The sequence below is a fragment of the Myxococcus sp. CA040A genome (genome assembly GCF_013336725.1).
GTDB lineage: Bacteria > Myxococcota > Myxococcia > Myxococcales > Myxococcaceae > Myxococcus > Myxococcus llanfairpwllgwyngyllgogerychwyrndrobwllllantysiliogogogochensis.
In genome coordinates this window covers 43,188-67,356 of sequence record NZ_JABUMR010000007.1, presented here as the reverse complement: position 1 = coordinate 67,356, position 24,169 = coordinate 43,188, and the positions used below count along the sequence as shown (strand labels likewise).

The window sequence follows — 24,169 nt, the reverse complement described above, 5'->3', positions numbered from 1 at the left end:
CCTGGCCTTATGCGTCACCCTGGGTGGCCCTGCTGCCGGGCCGGCATGCGACGGGGCGTCCGCCTTCCGACGTTGGCGGGCACGACGGGCTCGGGCACGCTAAGTCGCTCTGCCATGTCCGATGAGCTCGTCAGTGGATTGCTGAAGAAGTCCGATGTGCGCGTGGTGCTGGCGCTCACCACGGACCTGTCCCGCCAGGCCCGCGCCACCCACCACACGGCCCCCGCCGCCGCGGCGCTGCTGTCCCAGGCGCTCACCGCCGCCGCCCTCCTGGGCGCGCTCCAGAAGGGCGACTCCCGCGTCAACCTCCAGGTGGAGTGTGACGGGCCGCTGCGGGGCCTCTTCGTGGACGGCGACACGTCCGGCCTCGTGCGGGGCTACGTGAAGAACACCCTCGTGGAGTACGTGGGCGGTGGCGGCGACCAGTACCTCTGGCGCCCCGTGCTGGGGAACAAGGGCTTCCTGTCCGTGCTGCGGGATTTGGGCGGAGGCGAGCACTACCGCTCGTCGGTGGAGCTGGAGCACTTCGACCTCGCCGCCGACCTGGAGCGCTACTTCCATCAGTCGGATCAGCTCCCGTCGCGCCTGGTGCTGGCGCAGCTGCCGGCCCAGGTCGACGGCAAGACGGAGTCCCTGGGCGTGGTGGCCGGCCTGCTCATCCAGCCCTTGCCCGGCGCGGACCTGGAGGCCTTCCAGGCGCTCGGTGAGCGGCTGCGTCATGACGCCCCGTCGGTGCTCCTGGCGCACGCGGCGTCGGGTGGGGCCGCGGTGTTGCGCGCGCTCTTGCCGGAGGCGGACTTCGAGGTGATGTCCCGCTATCCGCTGCGCTTCGGCTGCTCGTGCAGCGAGGACCGCGTGAAGCGCGCGCTGCTCGCGATGGGACGCGAGGAGCTGCAGGACCTCCTGGAGAAAGAAGGACAAGCGGAAGCAACGTGTCAATTCTGTACGACGCGCTATGTCATTCCAGGAGAGGAAATTCGAAGCATGCTGGCGAGCGGCACGGTTTGACTTGGGTGCGTGGCCTCGGTAGAGGCCGCGCGCCATGAGTTACTTCACGCAATTGCTCGAGGGCGGCTACGAAGCCGTCCATCTGCTCAGCGACTCCCGGACGGGCCTGAGGGCCATCGTCGGAATGCACAACACGCGGCTCGGTCCCGGGCTGGGGGGTACGCGCGCGTTGGCGACGTACACCAGCGAGGAGGAGGCCGTCGCGGACGCACTCCGGCTGGCGCGAGGCATGACCTACAAGGCGGCGCTGGCGGGCCTGCCGCACGGCGGTGGCAAGGCCGTCATCATGCTGCCGCGTGGCAACTTCGACCGGGCGAAGCTGTTCGAGTCCTTTGGTCGCGCGGTGGAGTCGCTCGGCGGCCGCTACATCACCACCGAGGACAGCGGCACCAGCACGGACGACATGGAGCACGTGCGCAAGCACACGAAGAATGTCGTCGGCCTGAAGGAGCGCAGCGGAGACCCGTCGCCGGTGACGGCGTACGGCGTGGCGCGCGCGATGGAGGCCACGGCGAAGCACGTCTTCGGCCGGCCGGACCTCAAGGGGCTGCGCGTCACGGTGCTGGGCGTGGGCCACGTGGGCATGTACCTGGTGAAGGAACTGCACGAGCGCGGCGCGAAGGTCTGGGTGAGCGACATCAACGCCCAGAGCGTGGCGCACGCGGTGAAGGAGTACGGCGCCACGGCGGTGGACGCGGACACCCTGCACCGCATGGAGGCGGACGTGTACGCGCCCTGCGCGCTGGGCGGCGCCATCAACGACGCCACGCTGCCGCTCTTGAAGGTGAAGGCGGTGTGTGGAGCGGCGAACAATCAGCTGCTCACCATGCGACACGGCGAGCAGCTCGCCAGCCGGGGCATCCTCTACGTGCCGGACTACGCGGCCAACGCCGGGGGCCTCATCAACGTGGCTCAGGAGTGGGCGGGGTATGACCGGGAGAAGGCGTATGCCCGGGCGGCGAACATCTTCGACACCATCGACACGGTGCTGCGGCGCGCGAAGGAGTCCGGTCTGCGTCCGGAGCAGGTCGCCGACCGGATGGTGGAGGAGAAGCTGGCGGCCTGAGGTGGGCCGGCACCTCGACGTGTCTTCGGACGCGTCGAGGACGGGGACTTCAGCGGGATGTGGCCAGGGCGCGGTCCTCGGGGTATGACGGGGCCGCACCCCAGCCGGAGCTCACCGCCGTGGCCACCAAGCGGGCAGCGCCCGGGCCCAAGGCCCAGGGCAAGCGCAAGCCCACCGCGAAGTCCTCCTCGAAGAAGACTTCTCCGAAGTCTCGTGTCGCGCCGTCGTCGGCGTCGTTGTCCGCCGCGGAGCGCAAGCAGGCGCAGAAGCTCGTCTCCATCCCCGTGGACCTGGTGTTGGCGCCGCAGGTGGAAGCGCCGCGTCAGCCCACTGGCAAGGACCAGTCGCGCAAGCGCTCCGCGGGCGTGAAGGAGCTGACGTGGGCGGACTTCGACCGCGCCGTGCACCACCTGGCCGACGCTATCCGCAAGACGTTCAAGCCGGAGGCGGTGGTGGGTGTGGCCCACGGCGGCGTCTTCGTCGGGGGCGCGCTGTCCTCGGCGTTGGGCTGCGCGTTCTTCCCGGTGCGCATCAGCCGTCGCAGCCGGGACAGGGGTGACGAGGGGCGTCCGAAGGGCGGGCCCAAGACGAGCGGGGAGATGCCGCGCGAGCTGAAGGGCAAGCGCGTGCTCATCGTCGACGACGTGGCCTCCAGCGGCGACACGCTGTCGCTGGCCACGGCGCTGGCGCGTGAGGCGGGCGCCACCAAGGTGTCGACGGCGTGCCTCATCGCGAAGCCGGAGGGTTTCGCCCCGGACTTCGCCGGGCTGACCACGGGCTCGCTCGTCGTCTTCCCGTGGGACTACGCGCCTGGCGCGGGCGACGCGCGCTTCGAAGAGGACCCGGACAAGGCGGGGGCGTGAGCGGTGCCGTGGTGAGGCGATGATTGTCGGCACCGCGGGCCACATCGACCACGGCAAGACGTCGTTGGTGAAGGCCCTCACCGGCATCGACACGGACAGGCTCCAGGAAGAGAAGCGTCGGGGCATCACCCTGGAGCTGGGCTTCGCGCACCTGACGCTGGATGACGGCACGGTGGCGGGCGTGGTGGACGTGCCCGGCCACGAGCGCTTCGTGAAGGCGATGGCCGCGGGCGCCGGTGGCGTGGACCTGGCCGTGCTGGTGGTGGCGTCGGACGAGGGCGTGATGCCCCAGACGCGCGAGCACCTGGACATCTGCCGGCTCCTGGGCGTGCGCGCCGGTGTCGTCGCCCTCACCAAGTCGGACCTGCTGGCGGAGCCGGGGCCGGAGTGGCGCGCGCTGGTGGAGGCGGACCTCGCCGCGCTCACCACGGGCTCCTTCCTGGAAGGCGCGCCGGTGGTGCCCTGCTCGACGCGCACGGGGGAGGGACTGGACGCGCTGCGCACCGCGCTCAGCCGCGCCGCCGGGGCGCTGGCGAAGCGTCCCTCCGAGGGGCCGACGTTCCTCCCGGTGGACCGCGTCTTCACGCTGAAGGGCTTCGGCACGGTGGTGACGGGCACGTTGCTGTCGGGCACGGTGGCGGTGGACGACGCGGTGTCGCTGTTGCCGGGACAGCCGGGCCCGTTGCGTGTGCGCGGCGTGCAGGTGCACGGGCGGGCGGTGGAGAAGGTGGAGGCCGGGCAGCGCGCGGCGGTGAACCTGCCGGGCGTGGAGGCGGAGTCACTCCACCGAGGGCAGGTGCTGACGCGCGCGGGAGAGCTGCCCGAGACGCGCATGCTGGATGTGGAGTTGACGCTGCTGCCGACGGCGGAGTCGCCGCTGCCGCGTCGCAGGAAGCTGCTGTTGCACCTGGGCACCTCCCAGGTGGAGGCCACGGTGGCGCTGCTGGACGTGGAGCGGCTGGAGCCCGGCGAGACGACGCTGGCGCAGCTCCGGTTGGAGGCTCCGGTGGCGGCGCTCGTGGGCCAGCGCTTCATCCTCCGGGGCTCGCGTGCGCTGCCGGGGCGGGGCGCGACGCTCGCGGGGGGGCGGGTGCTGTCGATTGTGCCCCCCCGGCGCCGCAAGGGGGGCTCGGCGGTGGTGGCGCCGTTGCGAGAGGCGGACCCGGCGGGGCAGGTGGCCTGGTTGCTGCGGCAGGCGGGCTATCGCGGACTGACGCAGCAGGAGCTGTTCGGCCGCTCCGGGCTGGGGCCTCGGGTGCTGACGCGCGCGCTGGAGCTGTCGGGCACGCGGGGCTCGGCGTTGTTGGTGGACCGCGAGAAGCGGCTGTATCTGTCCGGCGAGGTGTTCGAGGGACTGCAGGGGCGAGCGCTCGCATTGCTGGCCGCATTCCATGAGCGCGAGCCCTTGCGCGAGGGCCTGTCCCGAGAGGAGTTGCGGCAGCGCCTGTCGTCCGAGCTGGACGCTCGCGCCTTCCAGCGGGTGTTGCAGGGACTGGGGGACACCGGGAAGCTGGAGGTGGACCGGGACCTCGTGCGTCTGAAGGGGCGCGGCCGTGCATTGTCGCTGGGGGACGAGGCGGCCCGGGCGCGGCTCGCCGCGGAGCTGTCCGCGACGGGACTGGCCCCGCCCACGGAGGGCGAGCTGTCCCAGAAGCTCCAGCTCCCGGTGCCCCGCCTGCGAGAGCTGATGAAGGTGCTGGTGGCCGAGGGGAGGGTGGTGAAGGTCAGCGAGGAGCTGTGCTTCGACGCGGCGGCGCTGGGCTCCCTTCGGGAGCGGCTGGTTGCCCACCTGCGCGAGAAGAAGGAAATTACCACCCAGGCCTTCAAGGAACTGGTGGGACAGAGCCGCAAGTTCGTCATCCCTCTGTCCGAGTACTTCGACCGGGAGAAGGTGACGCTCCGGGTGGGCGAGAAGCGGGTGCTGCGTCGCGGATGAGCACGAGGCATTACAGCGAGGCGTCGCTGCGCGCCTTCATCGAGCCCTTCGCCAACCCCGTGCTCGCGGTGGTGGACGGACGGGTGTTCGCCGCGAACGACGCGTACCTCGCGCTCCTGGGGCTTCCCCGGGAGCGAGTCGAGGGGCGCTCCATCATGGACTTCGTCCAGCCGGAGGACCGCAGCAGGCTGGTCGAGCGCTACCGCCTGCTGGAGTCCGGCGTGCCCATGGAGGCGGCGACGCAGCTGTACCAGGTTCCCTCGGCGGACGGCGTCACCCGCGAGGTGGCCCTCTACGCGTCCCATCTCTCGCTCGAGAGCGGGGGGCGGGCGCTGCTGCTCAACCTGCTTCCCATGGTGGACCGGCCCACCGAGCTGTCCGTGGCCGAGCGACTGGTGGAGACCTCCGCGGGTCTCGTGTCCGCGCACTCCGAGGACGCGGTGCGCCGCGTCGCGCTCAAGGGCCTGGAGGCCGCGGGCTTCCGGGTGCGGCTGTTGCGGTGGGACGGCATGCGGTTGCACGCGCTCGATGGGGGGCCTCCTCCGGTGGACGTGTACCTGGGGCTGGAGGCGCTGTCGGACGGGCGCCCTGTCTTCGGTGGCGCGGAGCGGGCCTCGCCCACGCATGTGTACCTGCCGGTGGGTGGGCCCCAGGTGGAGGTGCTGCGAGTGGAGGGGCCCTGGGTGGCGCCTCGCCACGGCTCGGTGCTGACGCTCTTCGCCAAGGTGGTGGGGGCGGCGCTGACGGACGCGCGTGTGCAGGCGGACAGCACCCGCAGCCGGTGGGAAGTGGGCGCCGTCGCGGAGATGGCGCGCTTCGTGGCGCGGCCGATTCCCCCCACGCCAGAGGACTTCCTGTCGCGCGTGTCGGAGCTGCTGCTGGCGGAGGCCGCCGTGCTGCACCTGACGAGCGGCGAGGAGGGCCCGCTGGAGCTGACCGCCCACTTCGGGCTCGCGGAGAGCGGCGTCTCCCCGGGGGCCGTGGACCGCCTGAGCCGGGTGATGGGGGCCTCGGTGCCGGACGCCCTGGATGGAGACCTCACCACGGAGGCGCAGGCGGCGGTGCTGCGCGAAGTCTCCGGCGGGGCGCTGGGCAGTGGCGCGGCGGTGCGGCTGGCTCGGGGCGGAGAAATCTGTGGGGTGCTCCAAGTCCTTCGTGCTCCGGACCGGCCCTTCGACGCGCGGGATGTGCGGCTGCTCGGGACGTTGTCGGAGTTGCTGGTGACGCTGCTGGAGCAGCGGCGGCTGCGCTCGGAGTCCGGGCGGCAGCTCACGGAGACGCGCCTGCTGTTGGACCTGGCCCGCACCACGTCGGGCGTGCTGGAGACCTCCAGCATCCTCGACGTGGCCTCGGACTTCCTGGTCCACCTGCTGGACGTGTCCAACTGCTACATCATGCTGTACGACGAGAGCGCCAAGGTGCTCCGGGGCGCCGCGGCCTCCGCGGCCCATCGCGACTTCTTCCGCACGGTGGTGTTGTCGCTGAGCAGTGACAGCGTGGCGGCCCGGGCCGCGCGCGAGCGGCGGCCGGTGGCCATCGAGGACGTGGAGGCCTCTGGCGGAGGCTTCAACCCGCAGCTCGTCCAGCGCTTCGGCGAGAAGGCGCTCCTGGCGTTGCCGCTCACCTCGCGCGAGGAGCTCATTGGCGTGGTGTTGGTGGACGACACGCGGCGCACCCGGGGCTTCAGCCCCCAGCTCGTCGAGCTGGCGGAGGCCACGTGTGGCCAGCTGGCGCTCTCCATCGCCAACGCGCGCCTGTACGAATCGCTGTGGGCCAGCTACGCGGAGCTGGCCGCCACGCGCGCGGAGATGGTGAAGCGCGAGCGACTGGCGGCGCTGGGCGAGCTGTCCGCGATTGTCGCGCACGAGGTGCGCAACCCGCTGGGCGTCATCTTCAACGCGGTGGCGTCGCTGCGCCGGCTGCTGGAGCCCGCGGGTGACGCGGGCATGCTGCTGGACATCCTGGGCGAGGAGAGCGACCGCCTCAACCGCATCGTCGGCGACCTGCTGGACTACACGCGCCCCAGGAACCCGGTGCTCCAGCACGAGGACCTGGGCCGCGTGCTCCAGGACTCACTGGAGGCGGCGCGCGTGCAGGGCGGTGGCACGGACCGGCCCGTGCAAATCGATTCGGAGGTGGAGCCCGGCTTGCCGCCGGTGCCCATGGACCGCAGGCTCATCCGCCAGGCGCTCGTCAACGTGGCCGTCAACGCGATTCAGTCCATGCCGCAGGGCGGGAGGGTGCAGGTGCGGGCTCGACGGGAGGCGCATGGTGGGCGTGAGCAGCTGCGCATCGACGTGGCGGACCAGGGGCTGGGCATTCCCGCCGAGCTGCTCCACCGCGTCTTCGAGCCCTTCTTCACCACCAAGGCGCAGGGCACGGGCCTGGGCCTGGCTGTCGTCAAACGTATCCTCGAGGAACATCGAGGCGAAATCGCCGTGGACAGCGTCCCCGGTCGCGGTACCACCTTCACTTTCCGCCTTCCCCTCTCGCAGCCCCCGTCCTTCCCATGACTGACGCGAACACCCCGCCGTCCCGTGGACGCATCCTCGTCGTGGACGACCAGCGCAACATGCGCGCGACCACTGCGTTGCTTCTGCGCGCCGAGCACTACACCGTCTTCGAGGCGGGCACGGGTGAGGAGGCCCTGGCCCACCTGTCGGGCGGCAGCATGGACCTGCTGCTGACGGACTTGAAGATGGAGCCCATGGACGGGCTGACGCTGCTCAGGCGCGCGCTGGAGGTGGCCCCCCGTCTCCAGGTCATCATGATGACGGCCTTCGGTTCCATCGAGAGCGCGGTGGAGGCGATGCGGCTGGGCGCCTACGACTACGTCACCAAGCCCTTCAAGGAGAGCGAGCTGCGCTACCGCGTGGAGCGCGCCCTGGAGCGCGCGCGCCTCCTGCGCGACGTGGACAACCTCGCCACCGACTTCAACCAGCGCCACGGCCTGTCCGCGCTGGTGGGACGCAGCGCGGCCATGAGGGACCTCACCTCGCGGCTGATGCGCGTGGCACAGAGCGACGCCACCGTGCTCATCCAGGGCGAGAGCGGCACCGGCAAGGAGCTGGTGGCGCGCGCGCTCCACGCGCACAGCCGTCGCAAGAGCCGCTCCTTCGTGCCCGTCAACTGCGCCGCCATCAGCGAGTCCCTGCTGGAGAGCGAGCTGTTCGGCCATGCGAAGGGCGCCTTCACTGGCGCGGTGAAGGCGCGCCGCGGCCTCTTCGAGGAAGCCGACGGCGGCACGCTCTTCATCGACGAGGTGACGGAGACGAGCCCCACCTTCCAGTCCAAGCTGCTGCGCGCCCTCCAGGAGGGTGAAGTCCGCCGCGTGGGCGAGTCCACCGCGCTGCGCGTGGACGTGCGCACCGTCGCCGCCACCAACCGCGATATCGAAGTGGAGGTGCGTGAGAAGCGCTTCCGCCAGGACCTCTACTACCGCCTCAACGTGGTGACGCTGCGCGTGCCCCCCCTGCGCGAGCGTCTGGAGGACGTGCCCGCGCTCGCCGAGCACTTCCTGGAGCGCGCCAACGCCCGCAGCCCCAACCCCCGGCGCCTGTCCGCCTCCGCCGTGACGCACCTGATGGGCTACGACTTCCCTGGCAACGTGCGCGAGCTGGAGAACCTGGTGGAGCAGGCCGCCGCGCTCGCCGAAAGCGACGAGCTGCTGCCCGAGGACTTCCCGCTGCGACAGGCCCGCCTGTCGCCCGCGCACGGCTCATCTGGCCTCAGCGCCCTGGACGGGCAGTTGGGCCTGGGCTCGGGCACGAGCGGAGGCCCCACGCTGGCCCAGGTGGTGGAAGAGGCCGAGCGCCGCGCCATCGCCCAATCCCTGGAGCGCCATGGCGTGGACCTTGCCCGCGTCGCGGACGAGCTGGGCGTCTCCTCCACCACGCTGTGGCGGAAGATGAAGCGCCTCAACCTCCGCCCGCCCAGCGAGGCGGTCCGGGAGTAGGGTGGAGTTGGACGTGTAACTTTTGCGCACCTGTGGATTCAGATCCGAAATGAACGAGGTTCATCGGTGAAAAACACAGGCGCTTGAAATCATTGAGAATTTTCAGTTCTGCAAGTCGATTTCAGGGCTGCAATGCAATCGCCGAGGTTGGCCAGTGTCGGGTGGACCTCTAAGTGCCTGAGAAAACTGGAGTTTGTCTCAAAACGACTCTTGGCACGACGACTGCTATAGCTCCACGCGGGACACATCGAAGCGAGGCTGAAGGCGGTTCCCCCCCACCCCTTCAGCACTTCCGGTGAGTCACCTTCAGAAGACCCGCGGCCCGACCCTCCCCTGTGGAGTGTCGGGCCGCCTTCTTTTGTGCTGTTGGCCGTTGAAATCCGCCCGCGTCGGTGTTCGCTCCATCCTTCCGCGGAGGAATGCCTGATGGCGGTGGAAGCGCGACGGCAGCCGAGTGCGTGGGCCCTGAGGCCTGGCCGGGCCTCTGACTACGAAACCTACGTGAGGTTGTTCGCGGAGCTGGGGGTGGACGAACCGCCTCCGTCCGCCTCCATGTGGGCCCATGAGGTGGCCCCCCGCACCCTGCTGGTGGACGGGCCGGGTGGGGTGGAGGGGTACACGTCGACGGACGCGCTGGGAGAGCTGGGCTACGTGGGGCAGTTGGTGGTGGCGCCCTCCGCGCGTCGGCGGGGGTTGGGGCGCTGGTTGATGGAGCGGGTGGCGGCGCGCTTCCGGGAGCAGGGCTGTCGGAGCTGGGCCCTCAACGTGAAGCGGGACAACGTCGCGGCCCTGGGGCTGTACACCTCGCTGGGCATGAGGCGCGCGCGCCAGGGCATCAACCTGAAGGTGACGCGAGCCCAGGTGGCCGCGCTTCCGCCCGTGCCTGGCGGGCTGGTGGTGGTGCCCCTGGAGGCAGGTGACTGGGCGCCGCTGACGGGGGCCTTCGGGATGATGCCGGGCAAGCTGGCGCGCTACGCGACGCTGGCCTCGCACCGACTGCTGCGGCTGGCGCGCGAGGATGGTGTGGAGGAGGCGCCGCTCGGGATGATGGACGTGCGCTCGGGTGGCGCGGTGTTGTTTCCCTTCTTCGCGGCCTCACTGCCTCATGCGCGGGCGCTGCTGGAGGGCGCCTTCTCGCTGCTGGGGACCTCGCGCGAGTCGATGGGCGTGGTGGTGACGGATGACGCGCCACTGGAGCGAATCCTGCGCGACGCGGGAGCCGGCGTGAGCCTGGAGACCTTCGAGCTGCGTGGAGCGCTTCCGGAGCCGTAGCGCGCGCTTCGTCGCGGGCCCCGGAAAAGACGACGCCCGCCCGAGCACGAGGCCGGGGCGGGCGTGGGAACAACCACGGGGCAGGCAGCCCCGCGAGGGCTACTGGCCGAAGATGCTGCTGGCCTGCTCCAGCCACGCGGTGATGGGGCCGGGGAGGATACCGAACACCACCACGGCGGCGGTGGAGAGGACCAGCGCCAGCTCCGTGGACCAGCTCCGCTCGAGCGGCTGGGCGCCCTCTGGCACGGGCCGCATGAACATGTAGACCACCACGCGCAGGTAGTAATAGGCGCCCGCCGCGCTGGCGAGCACGCCGACGATGGCCAGGCCGATGAGGCCCGAGTCCACCGCGCTCTGGAAGATGAGCAGCTTGCTCATGAAGCCGATGGTGGGAGGAATCCCGCCCAGCGACAGCATGAAGGTGGCCATGGCCACGGCCCAGCCCGGACGGCGCTGCGCCAGCCCGCTGAACCGCTCCAAGTCCCACGCGGTTCCCTTCTCCTCGTCCTCGCGGCGCTCCAGCACGGACACCAGGGTGAAGGCACCCACGGCGCTGAAGGTGTAGGCGAGCAGATAGAAGAGGATGCCGCGCAGCGCCTGCGAGCGGGCCAGCTCCACCGGCGAGCCACCCGTCAGCTCGGAGGGGCCCAGCAGGCGGAACTGCTCGCCCGGCGCGGTGACGAACAAGGCCGCCACGCCCACCAGGAGGTATCCGGCGTGGGCGATGGACGAGTACGCCAGCATGCGCTTCACGTTGCGCTGCGGAATCGCCAGCAGGTTGCCCACCACCATGGTGAGGAAGGCGAGGGTGGAGAACAGCACCAGCGGCAGGTGCGGGTCGATTCCCTTGCCCAGCGTGAGGAACACGCGCACCAGCGCCGCGAAGGCCGCGGCCTTCACGCCCGCGCTCATCAGCGCGGTGACGGGGGTGGGGGCACCCTCGTACACGTCCGGCGTCCACATGTGGAAGGGCACCGCGGCGACCTTGAAGGCGAAGCCGGAGCCCAGGAGGATGAGGCCCGCGTAGACCAGCGCCGGCTGGGTGGCGAGCGCGCCGGACAGCGGGCCCACCATGGCCGTCAGCTTCGTGGTGCCGGTGGCGCCGTACAGGAGCGCCGCGCCGTACAGCAGCACCGCGGAGGAGAAGGCGCCGAGGATGAAGTACTTGAAGCCCGCCTCGCTCGGCCGCGTGCCACGTCGCAGGTACGACGTCAGCGCGTAGGTCGCGATGGAGAGGACCTCCAGGTTGACGAAGAGGGTGATGAGCTCGTTGGACATCGCCAGCAGGCTCATGCCCGCCGCGGCGAAGAGCATCAGCGCGTAGAACTCACCGCGCTCCGCCCCGCGCTTGCGCAGGAAGCTCACCGAGCTCAGCGCCGCCAGGCCCAGGCCCACGCACACCACGAAGGTGAGGAAGCTGGAGAAGGGGTCCAGCACGCCGAAGCCGAGGAACGCCTCGTGCGCCGGCTCGAACATGGAGGCCACGGCCACGGCGCCCGCCGCCACCGCCGCCACCACGGTGAGCACGGCCTGGTAGGAGCGCGACGCGGTGGCGCTGAGGAACACCTCCGACAGGAGCAGGATGCAGGCTCCCACCACCAGGATGATGGCGGGAATCAGCGGGAGGAAGTCTGCCAGGGTGAGATTGGGCAGGATCATGTCGTGGGCTCAGGCGGCTTACGGCCGAGACGAGGGGACGGCCCGGGCGGCGAGCGGGGTGGGGGCGCTCGGAGCAGCCACGGTGGGGTGGGCCGGCAGCGCCATCACCTCCACGCGCACCTGGTCCTCCTGCACGGTGGCTCCCGGGGTGCCCACGCGAGCGCGGGCGAGGAAGCGGCCAGTGGACGGCTCGATGCGGTCGAGGAACGGCTGCGGCATCAGGCCCATCACTCCGACGAGGATGATGAAGGGCAGCACCGTGAGCATCTCCCGCAGGTTCATGTCGGTCAGGTGCTGGTTCTCGCGGTGCGTGAGGCCGCCGAAGAACACCTTCTGCACCATCCACAGCATGTACGCGGCGCCCAGGATGACGCCCAGGGTGGCAAACGCGCCGAACACCATCGTCAGGTGCGGGTTGCCGGCGGCCGCGCCCAGGTCCGACTTGAACGTGCCCAGCAGGACGAGGAACTCACCGATGAAGCCGTTGGTGCCCGGCACCGCCACCGACGAGAAGGTGATGATGACGAAGGCCACCGTGAACACCGGCATGACCTTGGCGATGCCGCCGAAGTCCGCCATCAGTCGCGTGTGGCGCCGCTCGTAGAGGAAGCCGAACAGGAGGAACAGCGCGCCCGTGGAGATGCCGTGGTTGAGCATCTGGTACGCGCTGCCCGTGGCGCCCTCCGCCGTCAGGGCGAAGATGCCCAGCATGCAGTAGCCCAGGTGGCTCACGGACGAGTAGGCAATCAGCTTCTTGATGTCCCGCTGCGCCAGACACATCAGCGCGCCGTACACGATGCCGATGACGGCCAGCGTCGCCAGGAAGGGCCGGGCGTTCTGCGCGGCCACCGGGAAGAACGGAATCGCGTACCGCCAGAAGCCGAACGTGCCCATCTTCAGCATGACGCCAGCCAGAATCATGGAGCCGGCCACGGGCGCCTGCACGTGCGCGTCCGGCAACCACGTGTGCACCGGCCACATGGGCACCTTGATGGCGAACGCCAGCGCGAAGGCGGCGAAGAGCCACGGGCCATACGTGTGCAGTGTCGCGGCCAGTCCCGTGAGTGAGTCACACGCTCCGGGGGGGCCCGCGTTACAGGCGGACAGCTGACGGTTCGCGTCCAGCAGGCCGTTGTACATCGTGGAGTAGTCGAACGAGCGCGCGCCCGCGGGCGAGCTGATGAAGTACACGGCGATGAGCGCCACCAGCATCAGCAGCGAGCCGACCAGCGTGTAGAGGAAGAACTTCACCGCCGCCATCTGGCGGTCCTCGGCGCCCCACACACCCACCAGGAGGTACATGGGGATGAGCATGGCCTCGAAGAAGATGTAGAAGAGCAGCACGTCCAGCGACACCAGCGCGCCCAGCATCGTCGTCTGGAGCACCAGCAGCGCCAGGTGGAACTCCTTGATGCGGTGGCTGATGTACGTGGTGGAGGCCATCACCACCAGCGGGCCCAGGAACACCGTGAGGAGCAGCAGGCTCACCGCCAGGCCATCCACGCCCAGGTGGTAGCTGAGCCCGAACTCCTTGAACCAGGACACCCGGTACTCGAGCTGGAACTCCGGGCCGCCCGGCTCGAAGCGCATGTACGCCCACACGCCGAACACGAGGTCCACCAGCATGGCGATGAGCGTGACGGTGCGAATCTGTCCCGACTCGCCCGCCGGCAGCATCAACACCAGCACCGCGAAGATGAGGGGCAGGAAGACGACGAGGTTGAGCAGGTGGGTGTCGAAGAAGCTCATTGCAGCACCTGGATGAGGGCGTAGGCGACTCCGCCCAGCAGGGCGAGGGCCATCACTGCGGCGTAGGCCTGGGCGTCGCCCGACTGGACGTAGCGCAGCGCGCTGCCCACTCGCGCCGTCACCCACGCCGTGCCGCGGACCGCCACGGTGTCGATGAGGAGCGCGTCCACCACGCGGAAGAGGATGAAGCTCATGAACTTCACCGGCCGGATGATGGCCAGCTCGTACAGCTCATCCACGTAGAACTTGTTCTGCGCCGTGCGGCGCACCGCCCGGGCGAACGCGGGAACCGGCTGGCCCACGCGCGCCGGGAAGAAGCGCAGGTAGAGGAAGCCCGCCAGCGCGCCGCCAGAGACGGCGACGAGCCACGCGAAGACGTAGTCGCCCATGGCGGGGACGCTGGTGTCCAGCTCCACCGTCTTGCCCGACGCCACGATGCGGTTCATCGCCGCGAACACCGGGCTCAGGAAGTTCTCGAACACCGGCTGCGGCCGGCCGTCGCCCGGCGCCTTCATCAGTGGCCACGCGTACACCGCGGACACCACGCTGAGCACCGCCAGCACCACCAGGGGCAGCGTCATCTGCCACGCGCTCTCGTGAGCGTGCGCCAGCTTCGCCTCCTTGGAACGCTGACCCTCGAAGGTCAGCAGGTACACGCGCGTCATGTAGAACGCGGTGCAGGCGGCGATGAGCAGGCCCAGGTAGTAGACGACGCTGGACACCCAGTGCAGCCCTTCCAGGTGGTTGTGGTGCACGCCGTGGAAGATGGCGTCCTTCGAGAAGAAGCCGGACAGCGGGATGATGCCGGTGATGGCCAGCGTGGCGACGAAGAACGTGCCCCACGTCCACTTCATCTCGTGGCGCAGGCCACCCAGCTTCTTGATGTCCGTCTCGTCCCCGTTGCCGTGCATCACGCTGCCGGCGCCCAGGAAGAGGCAGGCCTTGAAGAACGCGTGCGTGACGAGGTGGAGCACCGCCGCCCAGAACACGCCCATGCCCACGCCCATGAACATGATGCCCAGCTGGGACACCGTGGAGTAGGCGAGCACCTTCTTGATGTCGTCCTGCGCGAAGGCGATGAGCGCCGCGAGCAGCGAGGTCAGCGCGCCGATGATGGCCACCGTGGCCATGGCCGTGGGGCTGAGCACCAGCAGCGCGGACATGCGGCTGAACAGGTAGATGCCGGCGGTGACCATCGTCGCCGCGTGGATGAGGGCGGAGACGGGCGTCGGGCCCGCCATCGCGTCCGGCAGCCAGACGTAGAGGGGCAGCTGCGCGCTCTTGCCCGCGGCTCCCAGCAGGAACAGCAGCATGGCCGCCGTCATCACCCCGCCGAACGTGTAGCCCTCCAACGGGCCCGCGGCGATGGGGGTGGACAGCGTCACCTTGCCGCCGCCCTCGGGCAGCGCCTCGGCCATCTTCTGCAGGCCCAGGAAGGTGACGGGGCCCTTGTCCTGGAGCGCGGACGCGTAGCGCTGGCTGCTGCTGCCCGCCACCGTGTAGTCGCGCTCGTCGGCCTGCTTGTTGAAGGCGCCCACCAGGAGCACCATCAGGAACGTGGCGATGAGGAACGCGAAGTCACCGATGCGGTTGGTGACGAACGCCTTGCGGCCCGCCCACGCCTTGGCCGGGTCCGTGTACCAGAAGCCGATGAGCAGGTAGCTGGCCATGCCCACGCCTTCCCAGCCCACGAAGAGCAGGACCAGGTTGTCGGCCAGCACCAGCGTCAGCATCGCCGCGACGAACAGGTTCAGGTACGCGAAGTACCGCCAGTAGGACTCGTCGTGCTCCATGTAGCTGGTGGAGTACAGGTGGATGAGGAACCCGACGCCGGTGATGACCAGCAGCAGGGTGCCCGACAGGTGGTCCACCATCAGCCCGAAGTTCACCCGGAAGTCGCCCACGGCGAACCAGGTGCCGTAGTCGTGCGCCAGGGCGTAGCGCACGTAGTCGCGCTCGTTGCCGAACGGGTTCACGAGGAAGGACAGGAGCCTGCGGGTCTCCGGGTCCGTGGCGCTGGTGGCCCAGAAGGCCAGCACGCTGAGCACGAACGCGCCGCCCACCGCCGAGCAGGCGACCAGGTTCACGTTGGCCCGGCCCAGCATCTTGCCGAACACGCCGCAGATGAACGCGCCGAGCAGCGGCAGGGCGATGATGAGCCACAGGGAGGGCGCCATCACGTCGGGAGCGACGGGCGCCGTCGTCAGGAATTGCGAGAGGGTCATGACAGGGCTCCTGGCGGGTCCGTCAGTGCTTCATGGTCCGGATGTCTTCCACCAGGACGCTGCCTCGGCTCCGGAAGACGGCGATGACGATGGCGAGGCCAATGGCCGCTTCCGCCGCCGCGACGGCGATGACGAAGAAGGCGGAGACATGGCCAACGCTGTCTCCGTGCATTCGGGCGAACGCGAGGAAGGTCAGGTTCGCGGCGTTGAGCATCAGCTCCACGCACATGAAGATGACCAGCGCGTTGCGGCGCACCATCACGCCAAACATGCCCATGCAGAACAGGGCGGCGGCAAGCAGGAGGTAGTAGGAGATGGGGACCATGGGCCGATTCGGGGCCTCGCGGGCGACGACCTGCGCCGCCATCTAGCACAGAAAGTTGGGGGGAGTCGGCAGCGATCAGATTCGCGACTTGGCCACCACCACGGCGCCCACCATGGCCACCAGCAGCAGCAAGCTCACCGCTTCGAAGGGAAGCAGCCACTGGGTGAAGATGACCTGACCCAGGGTCGCCATGGTGCCGAAGGTCGCCTGCCCCTCCAGTCCCAGCGAGGGCGGCGGCCCGGAAGGCAGCTTCGACAGGGCGATGCCCAGCACCACCAGCAGGCCCACCGTGGAGGCGCCACCCACGATTCGCGCCAGCGTGGGCCGGCCCCGCGTGGGGGACTCCCCCAGGTTGAGCAGCATGATGACGAAGAGGAAGAGCACCATGATGGCGCCCGCGTAGACGAGCACCTGGAGCACCGCCACCGTGTGCGCCCAGAGCAGGATGTACAGGCCCGCCAGGAAGAAGAAGGTGGAGACCAGGGCCATGGCGGAGTTGATGGGGCTCCGCGCGAAGATGACCGTCCCGGCCGACAGCAGCGTCAGGAGCGCGAACGCCCCGAAGAGGATGAGCTCGATGTTCAAGACCAGTCTCCGAACGAACCCCAGGGCTTGTCGCCGAACGGGCAGCGGTGCTCGCGGATGTGGGCCTCGAACTCGTCCTTGTACCGCATCAGGAACGAGTGCGTGGGCAGCGCCGCCGCGTCACCCAGCGCGCAGATGGTGTTGCCCAGGCCGATGGGCGGGTAGGGGGCAATCGAGGACGCCACGTTGGACAGCATCTCGATGTCGCCCGGCTCGCCGCGGCCTTCTTCAATCTTGCGCAGAAGCCGCGTCTGCCACGGCGTGCCTTCGCGGCACGGCGTGCACTGGCCGCAGGACTCCTCCGCGTAGAAGCGCGCCACGCGCCACAGGCTGCGCACCATGCAGGTGGAGTCGTCCATGACGATGACGCCGCCGGAGCCCGCCATGGTCTGCTTGACCTTGAGGGCCTCGAACTCCATCGCCACGTCCAGCTCGTCCGCGCCCAGCACCGGCGCCGAGGACCCGCCCGGAATCACGGCCTTCACCTTGCGACCCGCCGGCATGCCCCGGCCGAACTTGTCGTCGTAGATGAGCTCCGCGAGCGTGGTGAACATGGACACTTCGTAGACGCCGGGGCGGTTCACGGAGCCCGACAGGCAGACCAGGCGCGTGCCGCCCGACTTGTCCGTGCCCAGCTTCGCGTACCAGTCCGAGCCTCCCGTGAAGACGTGGGGCACGCTGGCGAGCGTCTCCACGTTGTTCACCACCGTGGGGCTGCCGAACAGGCCGACCACCGCGGGGAAGGGGGGCTTGAGGCGCGGCCAGCCCTTCTTGCCCTCCAGGCTCTCCAGCAGGGCCGTCTCCTCGCCGCAGATGTAGGCGCCAGCGCCACGGACCAGGTAGCAGTTGAGCTCGAAGTCCTTGCCCAGCATCTTCTTGCCGAAGATGCCCGCCTTGTAGGCCTCGTCGATGGCCGCCTGGCAGCGCTCCGCGGGGAACTTGAACTCGCCGCGCAGGTACACGTAGCAGGTGTGCACGCCCAGCGCGTACGACGCGATGGCGATGCCCTCCAGCATCATGTGCGGGTCGTCTTCCAGGATGTAGCGGTCCTTGAAGGTGCCCGGCTCGGACTCGTCGCCGTTGACGGCCAGGTACTTGGGCTTGGGGCTGTCCTTGGGGACGAAGCTCCACTTCAGGCCCGTGGGGAAGCCGGCGCCGCCGCGCCCTCGGAGGTTGGACTTCTTCACCTCGTCGATGATGGCCGCCGGCTGCATCTCCAGCGCCTTCTTGAGGCCCTCGTAGCCACCGCGCTTCTTGTAGCTGTCCAGGGTCCAGGACTGCGGCTTGCCCCAGGCCGCCGAGATGATCGGGTCGATCGTCTTTGCCGTAGCGGTCATGTGATGACGTCCTACCTGAGTGAAAAAGGGTGGGGCTAGCTCAGCTTGGCCAGGATGGCGTCCAGCTTGGCGCGGGTGAGGCTCTCGTGATGATCCTCGTTGATCTGCAGGCACGGTGCGGTGCCGCAGGAGGCCAGGCACTCGGTCTCGCGCAAGGTGAACTTCTCGTTGGCTTCACCTGCCTTGAGGCCGAGCTTCTCCTCCAGGTAGGCGAGCATCTTCTCCGCTCCCCAGAGCGAGCAGGACAGGTTCGTGCAGACGTCGATGACGTACTTGCCCGGCTTCTTCAGGTGGTACATCACGTAGAAGCTGGCGACCTCGTAGGCGCGCTCCGGCGTGACTTCCAGGCTCTTGGCGACCAGCCGCAGTCCCTCGGGCGGCAACCAGCCCTTGATCTCCTGGAGCACGCGCAGCGCCGGGAGCATGCCCGCGCTTTTGCGATCAGGGGGGTAGTGGGAGATGATCTCCGCGATACCCGCGTCGAACTTCTTCTGCTCTTCAGGAGTGAACAGGGGCTCCGCCATGGCGGGGGGCTACGTATTGCTCCCATGGCCGCGTTGTCAACATAAACCCTCGACGGTACACTGGGCCGCCATCAGCAAATTGCCGAGCGATTTCAACCCCTTGTTATGACCCCGGGCCCAGAGAACAAGCGCCAGCACCCCCGGATCCCGGCCGTGCTGAAGGTGGAGTACGCGGACGGACGCCATGCGCGTGACGTCACGGAGAACCTGTCCCATGCGGGGCTCTTCGTGCAGACCGAGCAGGCCTTCACATTGGGGGAGGACGTCCGGCTCGCACTTTCTTTCCCGGGACTGCTGGATCCGGTAGAAGTCAGCGGCATCGTGGCCTGGGTCAGGCCGGCGAGCTTCGATCAGCCCGGAGGTGTCGGCGTCCGAGTGGAGCGCGCAGAAGACCGGCGGAGACTGGGTGACATCTTGAGTGCGGCAGGTCCAGACAGCCAGGAGTCCACCGGCGAGCACGAGGGGTACCGTGTGCTCATCGTCGAGGACAACCCGCACATCATCGAGATGTACAGCTACGTCCTGAAGAAGCTGGCCAGCGGGGAGCTGCACGGGAAGGTGCCCCTGGAGGTCCACTTCGCGCCGGACGGTCACCACGCGCTCCTGATGCTGCGCGAGGGCCGCTTCAGCCTCGTCATGACGGACCTGTACATGCCGGTGATGGACGGCTTCGCCCTGGTGGAGCGCATCCGCGAGGAAGAAGCGCTCCGGGCCATCCCCGTCATCGCCATCTCCGCGGGCGGCAAGGAAGCCCAGGACCGCGCCCTGCAGCTCGGCGTCGACATCTACCTGCGCAAGCCGGTGAAGTTCGTCGAGGTGCTGGAGACGGTGAAGCAGCTCTTGCGCATCAAGTAGCCGTCCCCGGGTTCTGGCAGTCCCACGTTGAGTGAGGACGGGGGGACGTCGTAGAGTCGCCCACCCATGCCGAAGGCCGCCATCAACCGCGACGCCGTCAGTGGCGAGGCGCTGTTCATCCTCCGTAACCTGAGGGAGAACGGCCGACTTGGACGCTCGAACAAGCTGGCCGATGTGAAGGCCGCTCTCGAACCGTCCGTCTCGCTCGAGTTCGACAACTACTTCTTCTTCCTGCGCAAGTTCCACTACATCGCCATGGACCGCGAGGCCCAGCTCAAGCTCACCGACCAGGGTGAGCGCGTGGCGGGCGGGGAACTGGGAGACAAGTTCTCCACGGAGGTGGGCGAGTTCTTCGCCGAGCAGCTCGCCTCCGCCGAGGACGAGCCTCCAGTGGCCCAGGGCACCGAGGAGCCCATGCAGCTGCCGCCGCCCCCGCCAGAGCTGTTGCTGGACGAGGCGGAGGTGGTTCCCACCGCGGCCACGCAAATCGCGCCGCCTCCCTCGCCTCCGTCCATGGCGCCCATGCGGGCCGCGCGCTCGGCCATGCCCGCGCTGGAGTTGACACCCCCGCCCGGGGCGGCGCAGGTGCCGTCGTCCGTCGGCTCGTCTTCGCCCGTGGCGCTCATCACCCCCGCGGTCCCCGAGCCTCGCCGGGAGACGTCCATCGGCCCCGCTCCCATCGCTCCCGCGCCGCTGCCCTTCGCTCCTCCTGCGTCGTCCGTTTCCTCCATGCCCTCTCCCGCCGCCACTCCTGTCGCCGCCGCGCCCGTCGCTTCCAAGGGCACCGAGCTGGACCTGCGCTACCAGAAGTTCGACCCCATTGGCACGGGCCCCCTGGGCACCGTCTTCAAGGGTCGCTTCACGGCGCTCGGGCTGGACATCTGCCTGAAGGAGCTCAAGGACATCTTCGGCTACTTCTCCTTCCTGCAGCGCGGGGAGGTGCTCAAGCGGCTGAAGAAGGAGCTGTGCGCGCAGGCCCAGGTGCGCCACCCCGGCATCGTCCAGGTGGTGGATCAGAACGTGGACGCGAGCCGGCCCTACTTCGTGCTGGAGTTGATGAACGGCAGCCTGAAGGAGCGGCTGGAGGCGGGCGGTGGCAGCGGCGTGCCGGTGCCCTTCGCGCTGCGCACCTTCCTGCAGATGGCCTACGGCCTGCGCGCCGCGCACGCCACGGGCCTGACGCACCACAATCTCAAGCCGGAGAACGTCCTCTTCGACGCGTACGGCAACGCGAAGCTCGCCGACTTCGGCCTGGGCCGCGTGGTGGAGGTGGACTCCACCAAGGGCATGCCCCAGGTCTTCGTGGGCACCGGCGGAATGCCCTACATGGCCCCGGAGCTGATGAACCGCGGCGCCAAGGAGCCGGGCCCGTCCGCGGACGTCTACGGGCTGGGCATCCTGCTCTACGAGATGCTCACCGGGCAGATTCCCGGCCGCCGCTCGCCCCTGCCCTCGGAGGTGAACCCCGAGGCGCCCAGCGGCCTGGACCAGCTCTTCGACAAGGCCACCCAGGACAAGCGCGAGCAGCGCTACCCGGACGTGGATGCGATGCTCGAGGACTTCTACAAGGCCTTCCCGGACAAGGAGTTCCTCGTCCGGGGCGACCTCGTCCTCTCCTCGGACGCGCCGCAGCCGTGATTCACCGGTGGGCGCGGGCCGCATGAGGCCCGCCCCGCCCGCGCGCGGTCGTGGCATCGTCGGGGGGACATGACCCCGACTTCTTCCGGCTGCGTGCTCGTCACCGTCACGGGCAAGGACCACCCTGGCATCACCGCCCGCCTCACCGGCCTGCTCGCGGAGGCGGGCGCGGAGCTGCTCGACGTGGAGCAGGTGGTGGTGCAGGGCCGCCTCACGCTCTGCCTGCTGGTGCGCCTGCCCGACGCGCGCGGCATCCCCAGCGCGCTGCTCTTCGCCGCCCGGGAGCTGGGCGTGGACCTGGACTTCCAGGCGGTGGAATCGCCGGACGCGAGCGCCCCCGCGAAGTCCGCGCCCGCGCGCTACGTCGTCACGGCGGTGGGCCGCGCGCTGGGCGCCCGCGAGCTGCATGCGTTGTCCTCGCACCTGGCGGGGCAGGGCGCGAACCTGGAGCGCATCGTCCGGCTGACGCACACGCACCTGGGCTCGGTGGAGCTGCACGTCACCCTGCCTGACTCCGTGGAGCCGGAGGCGCTGAAGCGCTCCCTGCTGGCGCTGTCCATGCGCGACAACACCTTCGACGTGGCGCTGCAGCGCGAGAGCCTGTTTCGCCGCAGCAAGAGGATGGTGGTGATGGACATGGACTCCACGCTCATCCGCATCGAGGTCATCGACGAGCTGGCGCGCGCGCACGGCGTGGGCGAGCAGGTGTCGCGCATCACCGAGCGCGCCATGCACGGGGAGATGGACTACGACGAGTCGCTGCGCCAGCGCGTGGCGCTGCTGGCGGGGCTGGACGTGGCCGTGCTGCACCAGCTCGCGGCGAACCTGCCGCTGACGGAGGGCGCCCAGACGCTGGTGCGCGTGCTGCGGCGCCTGGGCTACCGCACCGCGGTCATCAGCGGAGGCTTCTCCGTGGCCGCCGAGGCGCTCAAGGCTCGCCTGGGCATCGACCATGCCTTCTCCAACGTGCTGGAGGAGGAGGGCGGGAAGCTCACCGGGCGCACCGTGGGGCCCATCGTCAACGCGCTCCGCAAGGCGGAGCTGCTGGAGCAGCTGGCGAAAGAGGAGGGCATCCTGCTCGAACAGGTCATCGCGGTGGGCGATGGCGCCAATGACCTGCTGATGCTGGAGCGCGCGGGGCTGGGCATCGCCTTCCGCGCCAAGCCCCGGCTGCGCGAGGCGGCTGATACCTCCATCTCCGCCGGCGGCCTGGACGCCATCCTCTACCTCTTGGGGCTCACCGGTCGCGAGCTCGAGGAAGCCGGCTGACGACTACAGCCGCATCTTCGCGGCCAGCTCCCGCTGCTGCAGCTTGCCCTTCTCCAGCAGCAGCTCCAGCAGGGCGCGCAGAATCTTGGAGCTCTTCTCCTGGTTCTGCTGGAGCGTCTGCAGGCGCTGCAGGTCCTCGTCCGTCCACTCGGAGGCCGGGACGCCGCCGGCCAGGATTTCATCCAGGATGTCCGCCGCGCTGGAGGAGCCATTGGCCACGGGCGGTGCGGGCTTGTCCGCGGCACGGGGCGCCGCGGGCGCGGTGGCGGGAGAGCCCGGCGGGACGATGTCGGCGATTCGCTTCACCACCGTGTTGCCGCTCATGTCGACGACCTTGAACTCGTCCTCCTCCTGCTGCTCCTCGTCGACGGTGGAGGGCGTGTTGGCGGACTGGCTGCGCGACGGCGCGAAGCGGCTGCTCGCCACCGGCTCCTGGTTCCGGTAGTGCCGCAGGATGGCGTGCTCGATTTCGCGCTCGCCCGCCACCATGGGCACCACGCGAGCGCGGCTGCGGGCCGCCACCTGGTCCAGCGTGGCCAGGTCCGTGGGGTCCGCCATCGCCAGCACCAGCGTCTTGCCGTTGTCCTTGAGCGACACGGGGAAGACCGCCTTCTGCTCGGCCAGGCCCACCTCCACGCGCGCCAGCGCGCTCGCGTCGCGGCTGATGTTGCCCAACTGCACCCGCTGCATCCCCAGGCCCTGGCAGATGGCCTCCGTGACGATGTCCTCGCTGGCCAGCCCCAGGTCCGCCACCACGCGCGACAGCCGCCCGCCCCACTGGTCCAGGGTGGCCATGGCGCTGCGCAGCTGGAGGTCGTCGATGACGCGGGCCTTGACGAGGATGTCACCAATACGATTGCGGGAAGGAGAAGCCATGGCTCGGGAGTCTACCGTCTGAATGCGCGGACGCTCAGTCCGCGACGCAATCGCCCGCTTCGAGGGCGAGGAGGCACCACCATGCAGCCCTTCGCGGAAACCGCCATCCAGCAGTGCCCCTACTGCGGCGAGGAGGTGGAGGTCGACGTGGACCCCATCGGCGCCAGCGCGGAGCACTACATCGAGGACTGCCCCGTGTGCTGCCGTCCCTGGACGGTGCACGTCGCCCGTGACGAGGAAGCCGTCTCCGTGTCCCTGGGCCGCGAGGACGACTGACGCCGCGGTACCCGTCCTGGAAGGCGCCTTCCCGGTGCGCAGGAGGGCAGGCAGGCGGGCTTGTGGGGACGGGCGCGGCGGGGCCGGGGGCGTTGCTTGACACGTCCCGGAGCATGGTTCTCTTGAGTCTTGTGAGGCGGCGCTGGAGTGGAGCCCCGATGGGGCCCCCGAGGCGACCGCCGACTACGACAACGTCTGTGATTCACACACCGTGCACCCTGCCCAGGGTGGCACGCACAGGAGAAGACCATGCAAAGCCGAAACCCGTTCAACTCCGCCGTGGTGGTGAACCCCCTGATGCGCGACTTCGACGCGCTCTTCCGTGAGCTGGGGCAGCCGGGCTTGTTCCGTCAGTCCGCGCGGAGCACCGAGCGCGCTCCCGCGGCCGACATCCTCGAGTCCGAGGCCGGCGTCACGTTGCACCTCGACATCCCTGGCGTGGACGTGAAGGACATCCAGGTGACGGTGGAGCGCGACGTGCTCACCGTGAAGGCCGAACGCAAGGCGCAGCCGCTCGCCGAAGGCGTCAGCGTGCGTCGTCAGGAGCGCGGCCAGGGCAGCTTCACGCGCTCGTTCTCCCTTCCGGAGACCGTGGACGCCACCCAGGTGGAGGCGCGCTACGAGCAAGGCGTGCTGACGCTGACGCTGCCTCGGCGCGAGGAGTCCAAGCCCCGAGTCATCGAGGTCAAGGTCCAGAGCTGAACCGCGCGCACACCCCTCCTGGGAGGCCGCTGTCCGCCGAAAACGGCGC

20 protein-coding genes are annotated in these 24,169 nt (G+C 69.5%); 12 read left to right on the top strand and 8 right to left on the bottom strand.

Annotation, left to right across the window (positions count from 1 at the left end; genetic code table 11):
• Positions 1–114 precede the first annotated feature (114 nt).
• From HUA75_RS30385 to HUA75_RS30355, 7 genes are all read left to right on the top strand, one after another.
• On the top strand, positions 115–1,008 hold the full coding sequence (locus tag HUA75_RS30385) for an Hsp33 family molecular chaperone HslO (protein WP_174488377.1): 894 nt from the start codon (positions 115–117) through the stop codon (positions 1,006–1,008).
• A 34-nt stretch (positions 1,009–1,042) separates the two neighbouring features.
• Positions 1,043–2,074 carry a Glu/Leu/Phe/Val dehydrogenase dimerization domain-containing protein gene (locus tag HUA75_RS30380; protein ID WP_141648593.1) on the top strand — a complete coding sequence of 344 codons (1,032 nt, stop codon included), beginning with the start codon at positions 1,043–1,045 and terminating at the stop codon, positions 2,072–2,074.
• A 119-nt stretch (positions 2,075–2,193) separates the two neighbouring features.
• Entirely contained in the window at positions 2,194–2,937 is a 744-nt protein-coding gene (locus tag HUA75_RS30375) for a phosphoribosyltransferase (protein WP_141648592.1), read from the top strand.
• A 19-nt stretch (positions 2,938–2,956) separates the two neighbouring features.
• Positions 2,957–4,873 carry a selenocysteine-specific translation elongation factor gene (gene selB, locus HUA75_RS30370; RefSeq protein ID WP_174488376.1) on the top strand — a complete coding sequence of 639 codons (1,917 nt, stop codon included), beginning with the start codon at positions 2,957–2,959 and terminating at the stop codon, positions 4,871–4,873.
• Positions 4,870–7,386: an ATP-binding protein gene (locus HUA75_RS30365; RefSeq protein WP_174459729.1), complete on the top strand. Its 2,517-nt coding sequence runs from the start codon at positions 4,870–4,872 to the stop codon at positions 7,384–7,386. Before selB ends, HUA75_RS30365 begins: the two co-directional genes overlap by 4 nt.
• Positions 7,383–8,828, top strand: a complete 1,446-nt coding sequence (locus HUA75_RS30360; protein ID WP_141648589.1) for a sigma-54 dependent transcriptional regulator — start codon at positions 7,383–7,385, stop codon at positions 8,826–8,828. The genes HUA75_RS30365 and HUA75_RS30360 overlap by 4 nt, the downstream gene beginning before the upstream one ends.
• 426 nt (positions 8,829–9,254) lie before the next feature.
• A complete protein-coding gene (locus HUA75_RS30355; protein WP_174488375.1) occupies positions 9,255–10,100 on the top strand; it encodes a GNAT family N-acetyltransferase in 846 nt (281 codons plus the stop codon).
• Between the two features lie 99 nt (positions 10,101–10,199).
• Here HUA75_RS30355 and HUA75_RS30350 read toward each other — a convergent pair whose 3' ends face one another.
• The 7 genes from HUA75_RS30350 to nuoE form a co-directional block, all read right to left on the bottom strand.
• Positions 10,200–11,759: an NADH-quinone oxidoreductase subunit N gene (locus HUA75_RS30350; RefSeq protein ID WP_141648587.1), complete on the bottom strand. Its 1,560-nt coding sequence runs from the start codon at positions 11,757–11,759 to the stop codon at positions 10,200–10,202.
• A gap of 18 nt (positions 11,760–11,777) precedes the next feature.
• Positions 11,778–13,508, bottom strand: a complete 1,731-nt coding sequence (locus HUA75_RS30345) for a NuoM family protein (RefSeq protein WP_174488374.1) — start codon at positions 13,506–13,508, stop codon at positions 11,778–11,780.
• Positions 13,505–15,733 carry an NADH-quinone oxidoreductase subunit L gene (nuoL, locus tag HUA75_RS30340; RefSeq protein ID WP_141643159.1) on the bottom strand — a complete coding sequence of 743 codons (2,229 nt, stop codon included), beginning with the start codon at positions 15,731–15,733 and terminating at the stop codon, positions 13,505–13,507. Before nuoL ends, HUA75_RS30345 begins: the two co-directional genes overlap by 4 nt.
• Before the next feature lie 22 nt (positions 15,734–15,755).
• Positions 15,756–16,058, bottom strand: a complete 303-nt coding sequence (gene nuoK, locus HUA75_RS30335; protein ID WP_141643162.1) for an NADH-quinone oxidoreductase subunit NuoK — start codon at positions 16,056–16,058, stop codon at positions 15,756–15,758.
• Between the two features lie 75 nt (positions 16,059–16,133).
• Positions 16,134–16,643: an NADH-quinone oxidoreductase subunit J gene (locus tag HUA75_RS30330; protein ID WP_141643158.1), complete on the bottom strand. Its 510-nt coding sequence runs from the start codon at positions 16,641–16,643 to the stop codon at positions 16,134–16,136.
• Entirely contained in the window at positions 16,640–17,980 is a 1,341-nt protein-coding gene (gene nuoF, locus HUA75_RS30325) for an NADH-quinone oxidoreductase subunit NuoF (RefSeq protein ID WP_141643157.1), read from the bottom strand. The genes HUA75_RS30330 and nuoF overlap by 4 nt, the downstream gene beginning before the upstream one ends.
• 35 nt (positions 17,981–18,015) lie before the next feature.
• On the bottom strand, positions 18,016–18,504 hold the full coding sequence (gene nuoE / locus HUA75_RS30320; protein WP_141643156.1) for an NAD(P)H-dependent oxidoreductase subunit E: 489 nt from the start codon (positions 18,502–18,504) through the stop codon (positions 18,016–18,018).
• A 105-nt stretch (positions 18,505–18,609) separates the two neighbouring features.
• Here nuoE and HUA75_RS30315 point away from each other — a divergent pair, with 105 nt between their 5' ends.
• The 3 genes from HUA75_RS30315 (at position 18,610) to serB (ending at position 22,266) form a co-directional block, all read left to right on the top strand.
• Positions 18,610–19,359 (top strand): TIGR02266 family protein, encoded by a 750-nt coding sequence (locus HUA75_RS30315; protein WP_141643155.1) that lies wholly within the window; start codon positions 18,610–18,612, stop codon positions 19,357–19,359.
• Positions 19,360–19,425: 66 nt separating this feature from the next.
• Positions 19,426–20,997 carry a serine/threonine-protein kinase gene (locus HUA75_RS30310; protein ID WP_174488373.1) on the top strand — a complete coding sequence of 524 codons (1,572 nt, stop codon included), beginning with the start codon at positions 19,426–19,428 and terminating at the stop codon, positions 20,995–20,997.
• A 69-nt stretch (positions 20,998–21,066) separates the two neighbouring features.
• Positions 21,067–22,266 carry a phosphoserine phosphatase SerB gene (gene serB, locus HUA75_RS30305; RefSeq protein ID WP_174465317.1) on the top strand — a complete coding sequence of 400 codons (1,200 nt, stop codon included), beginning with the start codon at positions 21,067–21,069 and terminating at the stop codon, positions 22,264–22,266.
• 3 nt (positions 22,267–22,269) lie between these two features.
• On the opposite strand, the gene HUA75_RS30300 is transcribed toward serB, so the two are convergent.
• Positions 22,270–23,142 carry a general secretion pathway protein GspE gene (locus HUA75_RS30300; RefSeq protein ID WP_174488372.1) on the bottom strand — a complete coding sequence of 291 codons (873 nt, stop codon included), beginning with the start codon at positions 23,140–23,142 and terminating at the stop codon, positions 22,270–22,272.
• A gap of 81 nt (positions 23,143–23,223) precedes the next feature.
• On the opposite strand from HUA75_RS30300, the gene HUA75_RS30295 reads away from it, so the two are divergent.
• Positions 23,224–23,418, top strand: coding sequence for a CPXCG motif-containing cysteine-rich protein (locus HUA75_RS30295; RefSeq protein WP_141643151.1), 195 nt, complete (start codon positions 23,224–23,226; stop codon positions 23,416–23,418).
• A gap of 249 nt (positions 23,419–23,667) precedes the next feature.
• Positions 23,668–24,120, top strand: coding sequence for an Hsp20/alpha crystallin family protein (locus HUA75_RS30290; RefSeq protein ID WP_141643150.1), 453 nt, complete (start codon positions 23,668–23,670; stop codon positions 24,118–24,120).
• Positions 24,121–24,169 lie beyond the last annotated feature (49 nt).

What these genes read in the sequence shown, in the direction of transcription:
- HUA75_RS30290 (WP_141643150.1), top strand. Translation starts at nt 23,668, where the DNA reads ATGCAAAGCCGAAACCCGTTCAACTCCGCCGTGGTGGTGAACCCCCTG.
- HUA75_RS30300 (WP_174488372.1), bottom strand. Translation starts at nt 23,142, where the DNA reads ATGGCTTCTCCTTCCCGCAATCGTATTGGTGACATCCTCGTCAAGGCC.
- nuoF (WP_141643157.1), bottom strand. Translation starts at nt 17,980, where the DNA reads ATGACCGCTACGGCAAAGACGATCGACCCGATCATCTCGGCGGCCTGG.
- HUA75_RS30295 (WP_141643151.1), top strand. Translation starts at nt 23,224, where the DNA reads ATGCAGCCCTTCGCGGAAACCGCCATCCAGCAGTGCCCCTACTGCGGC.
- nuoL (WP_141643159.1), bottom strand. Translation starts at nt 15,733, where the DNA reads ATGACCCTCTCGCAATTCCTGACGACGGCGCCCGTCGCTCCCGACGTG.
- HUA75_RS30385 (WP_174488377.1), top strand. Translation starts at nt 115, where the DNA reads ATGTCCGATGAGCTCGTCAGTGGATTGCTGAAGAAGTCCGATGTGCGC.
- HUA75_RS30310 (WP_174488373.1), top strand. Translation starts at nt 19,426, where the DNA reads ATGCCGAAGGCCGCCATCAACCGCGACGCCGTCAGTGGCGAGGCGCTG.
- serB (WP_174465317.1), top strand. Translation starts at nt 21,067, where the DNA reads ATGACCCCGACTTCTTCCGGCTGCGTGCTCGTCACCGTCACGGGCAAG.
- selB (WP_174488376.1), top strand. Translation starts at nt 2,957, where the DNA reads ATGATTGTCGGCACCGCGGGCCACATCGACCACGGCAAGACGTCGTTG.
- HUA75_RS30360 (WP_141648589.1), top strand. Translation starts at nt 7,383, where the DNA reads ATGACTGACGCGAACACCCCGCCGTCCCGTGGACGCATCCTCGTCGTG.
- HUA75_RS30350 (WP_141648587.1), bottom strand. Translation starts at nt 11,759, where the DNA reads ATGATCCTGCCCAATCTCACCCTGGCAGACTTCCTCCCGCTGATTCCC.
- nuoK (WP_141643162.1), bottom strand. Translation starts at nt 16,058, where the DNA reads ATGGTCCCCATCTCCTACTACCTCCTGCTTGCCGCCGCCCTGTTCTGC.
- HUA75_RS30315 (WP_141643155.1), top strand. Translation starts at nt 18,610, where the DNA reads ATGACCCCGGGCCCAGAGAACAAGCGCCAGCACCCCCGGATCCCGGCC.
- HUA75_RS30345 (WP_174488374.1), bottom strand. Translation starts at nt 13,508, where the DNA reads ATGAGCTTCTTCGACACCCACCTGCTCAACCTCGTCGTCTTCCTGCCC.
- HUA75_RS30380 (WP_141648593.1), top strand. Translation starts at nt 1,043, where the DNA reads ATGAGTTACTTCACGCAATTGCTCGAGGGCGGCTACGAAGCCGTCCAT.
- HUA75_RS30365 (WP_174459729.1), top strand. Translation starts at nt 4,870, where the DNA reads ATGAGCACGAGGCATTACAGCGAGGCGTCGCTGCGCGCCTTCATCGAG.
- nuoE (WP_141643156.1), bottom strand. Translation starts at nt 18,504, where the DNA reads ATGGCGGAGCCCCTGTTCACTCCTGAAGAGCAGAAGAAGTTCGACGCG.
- HUA75_RS30355 (WP_174488375.1), top strand. Translation starts at nt 9,255, where the DNA reads ATGGCGGTGGAAGCGCGACGGCAGCCGAGTGCGTGGGCCCTGAGGCCT.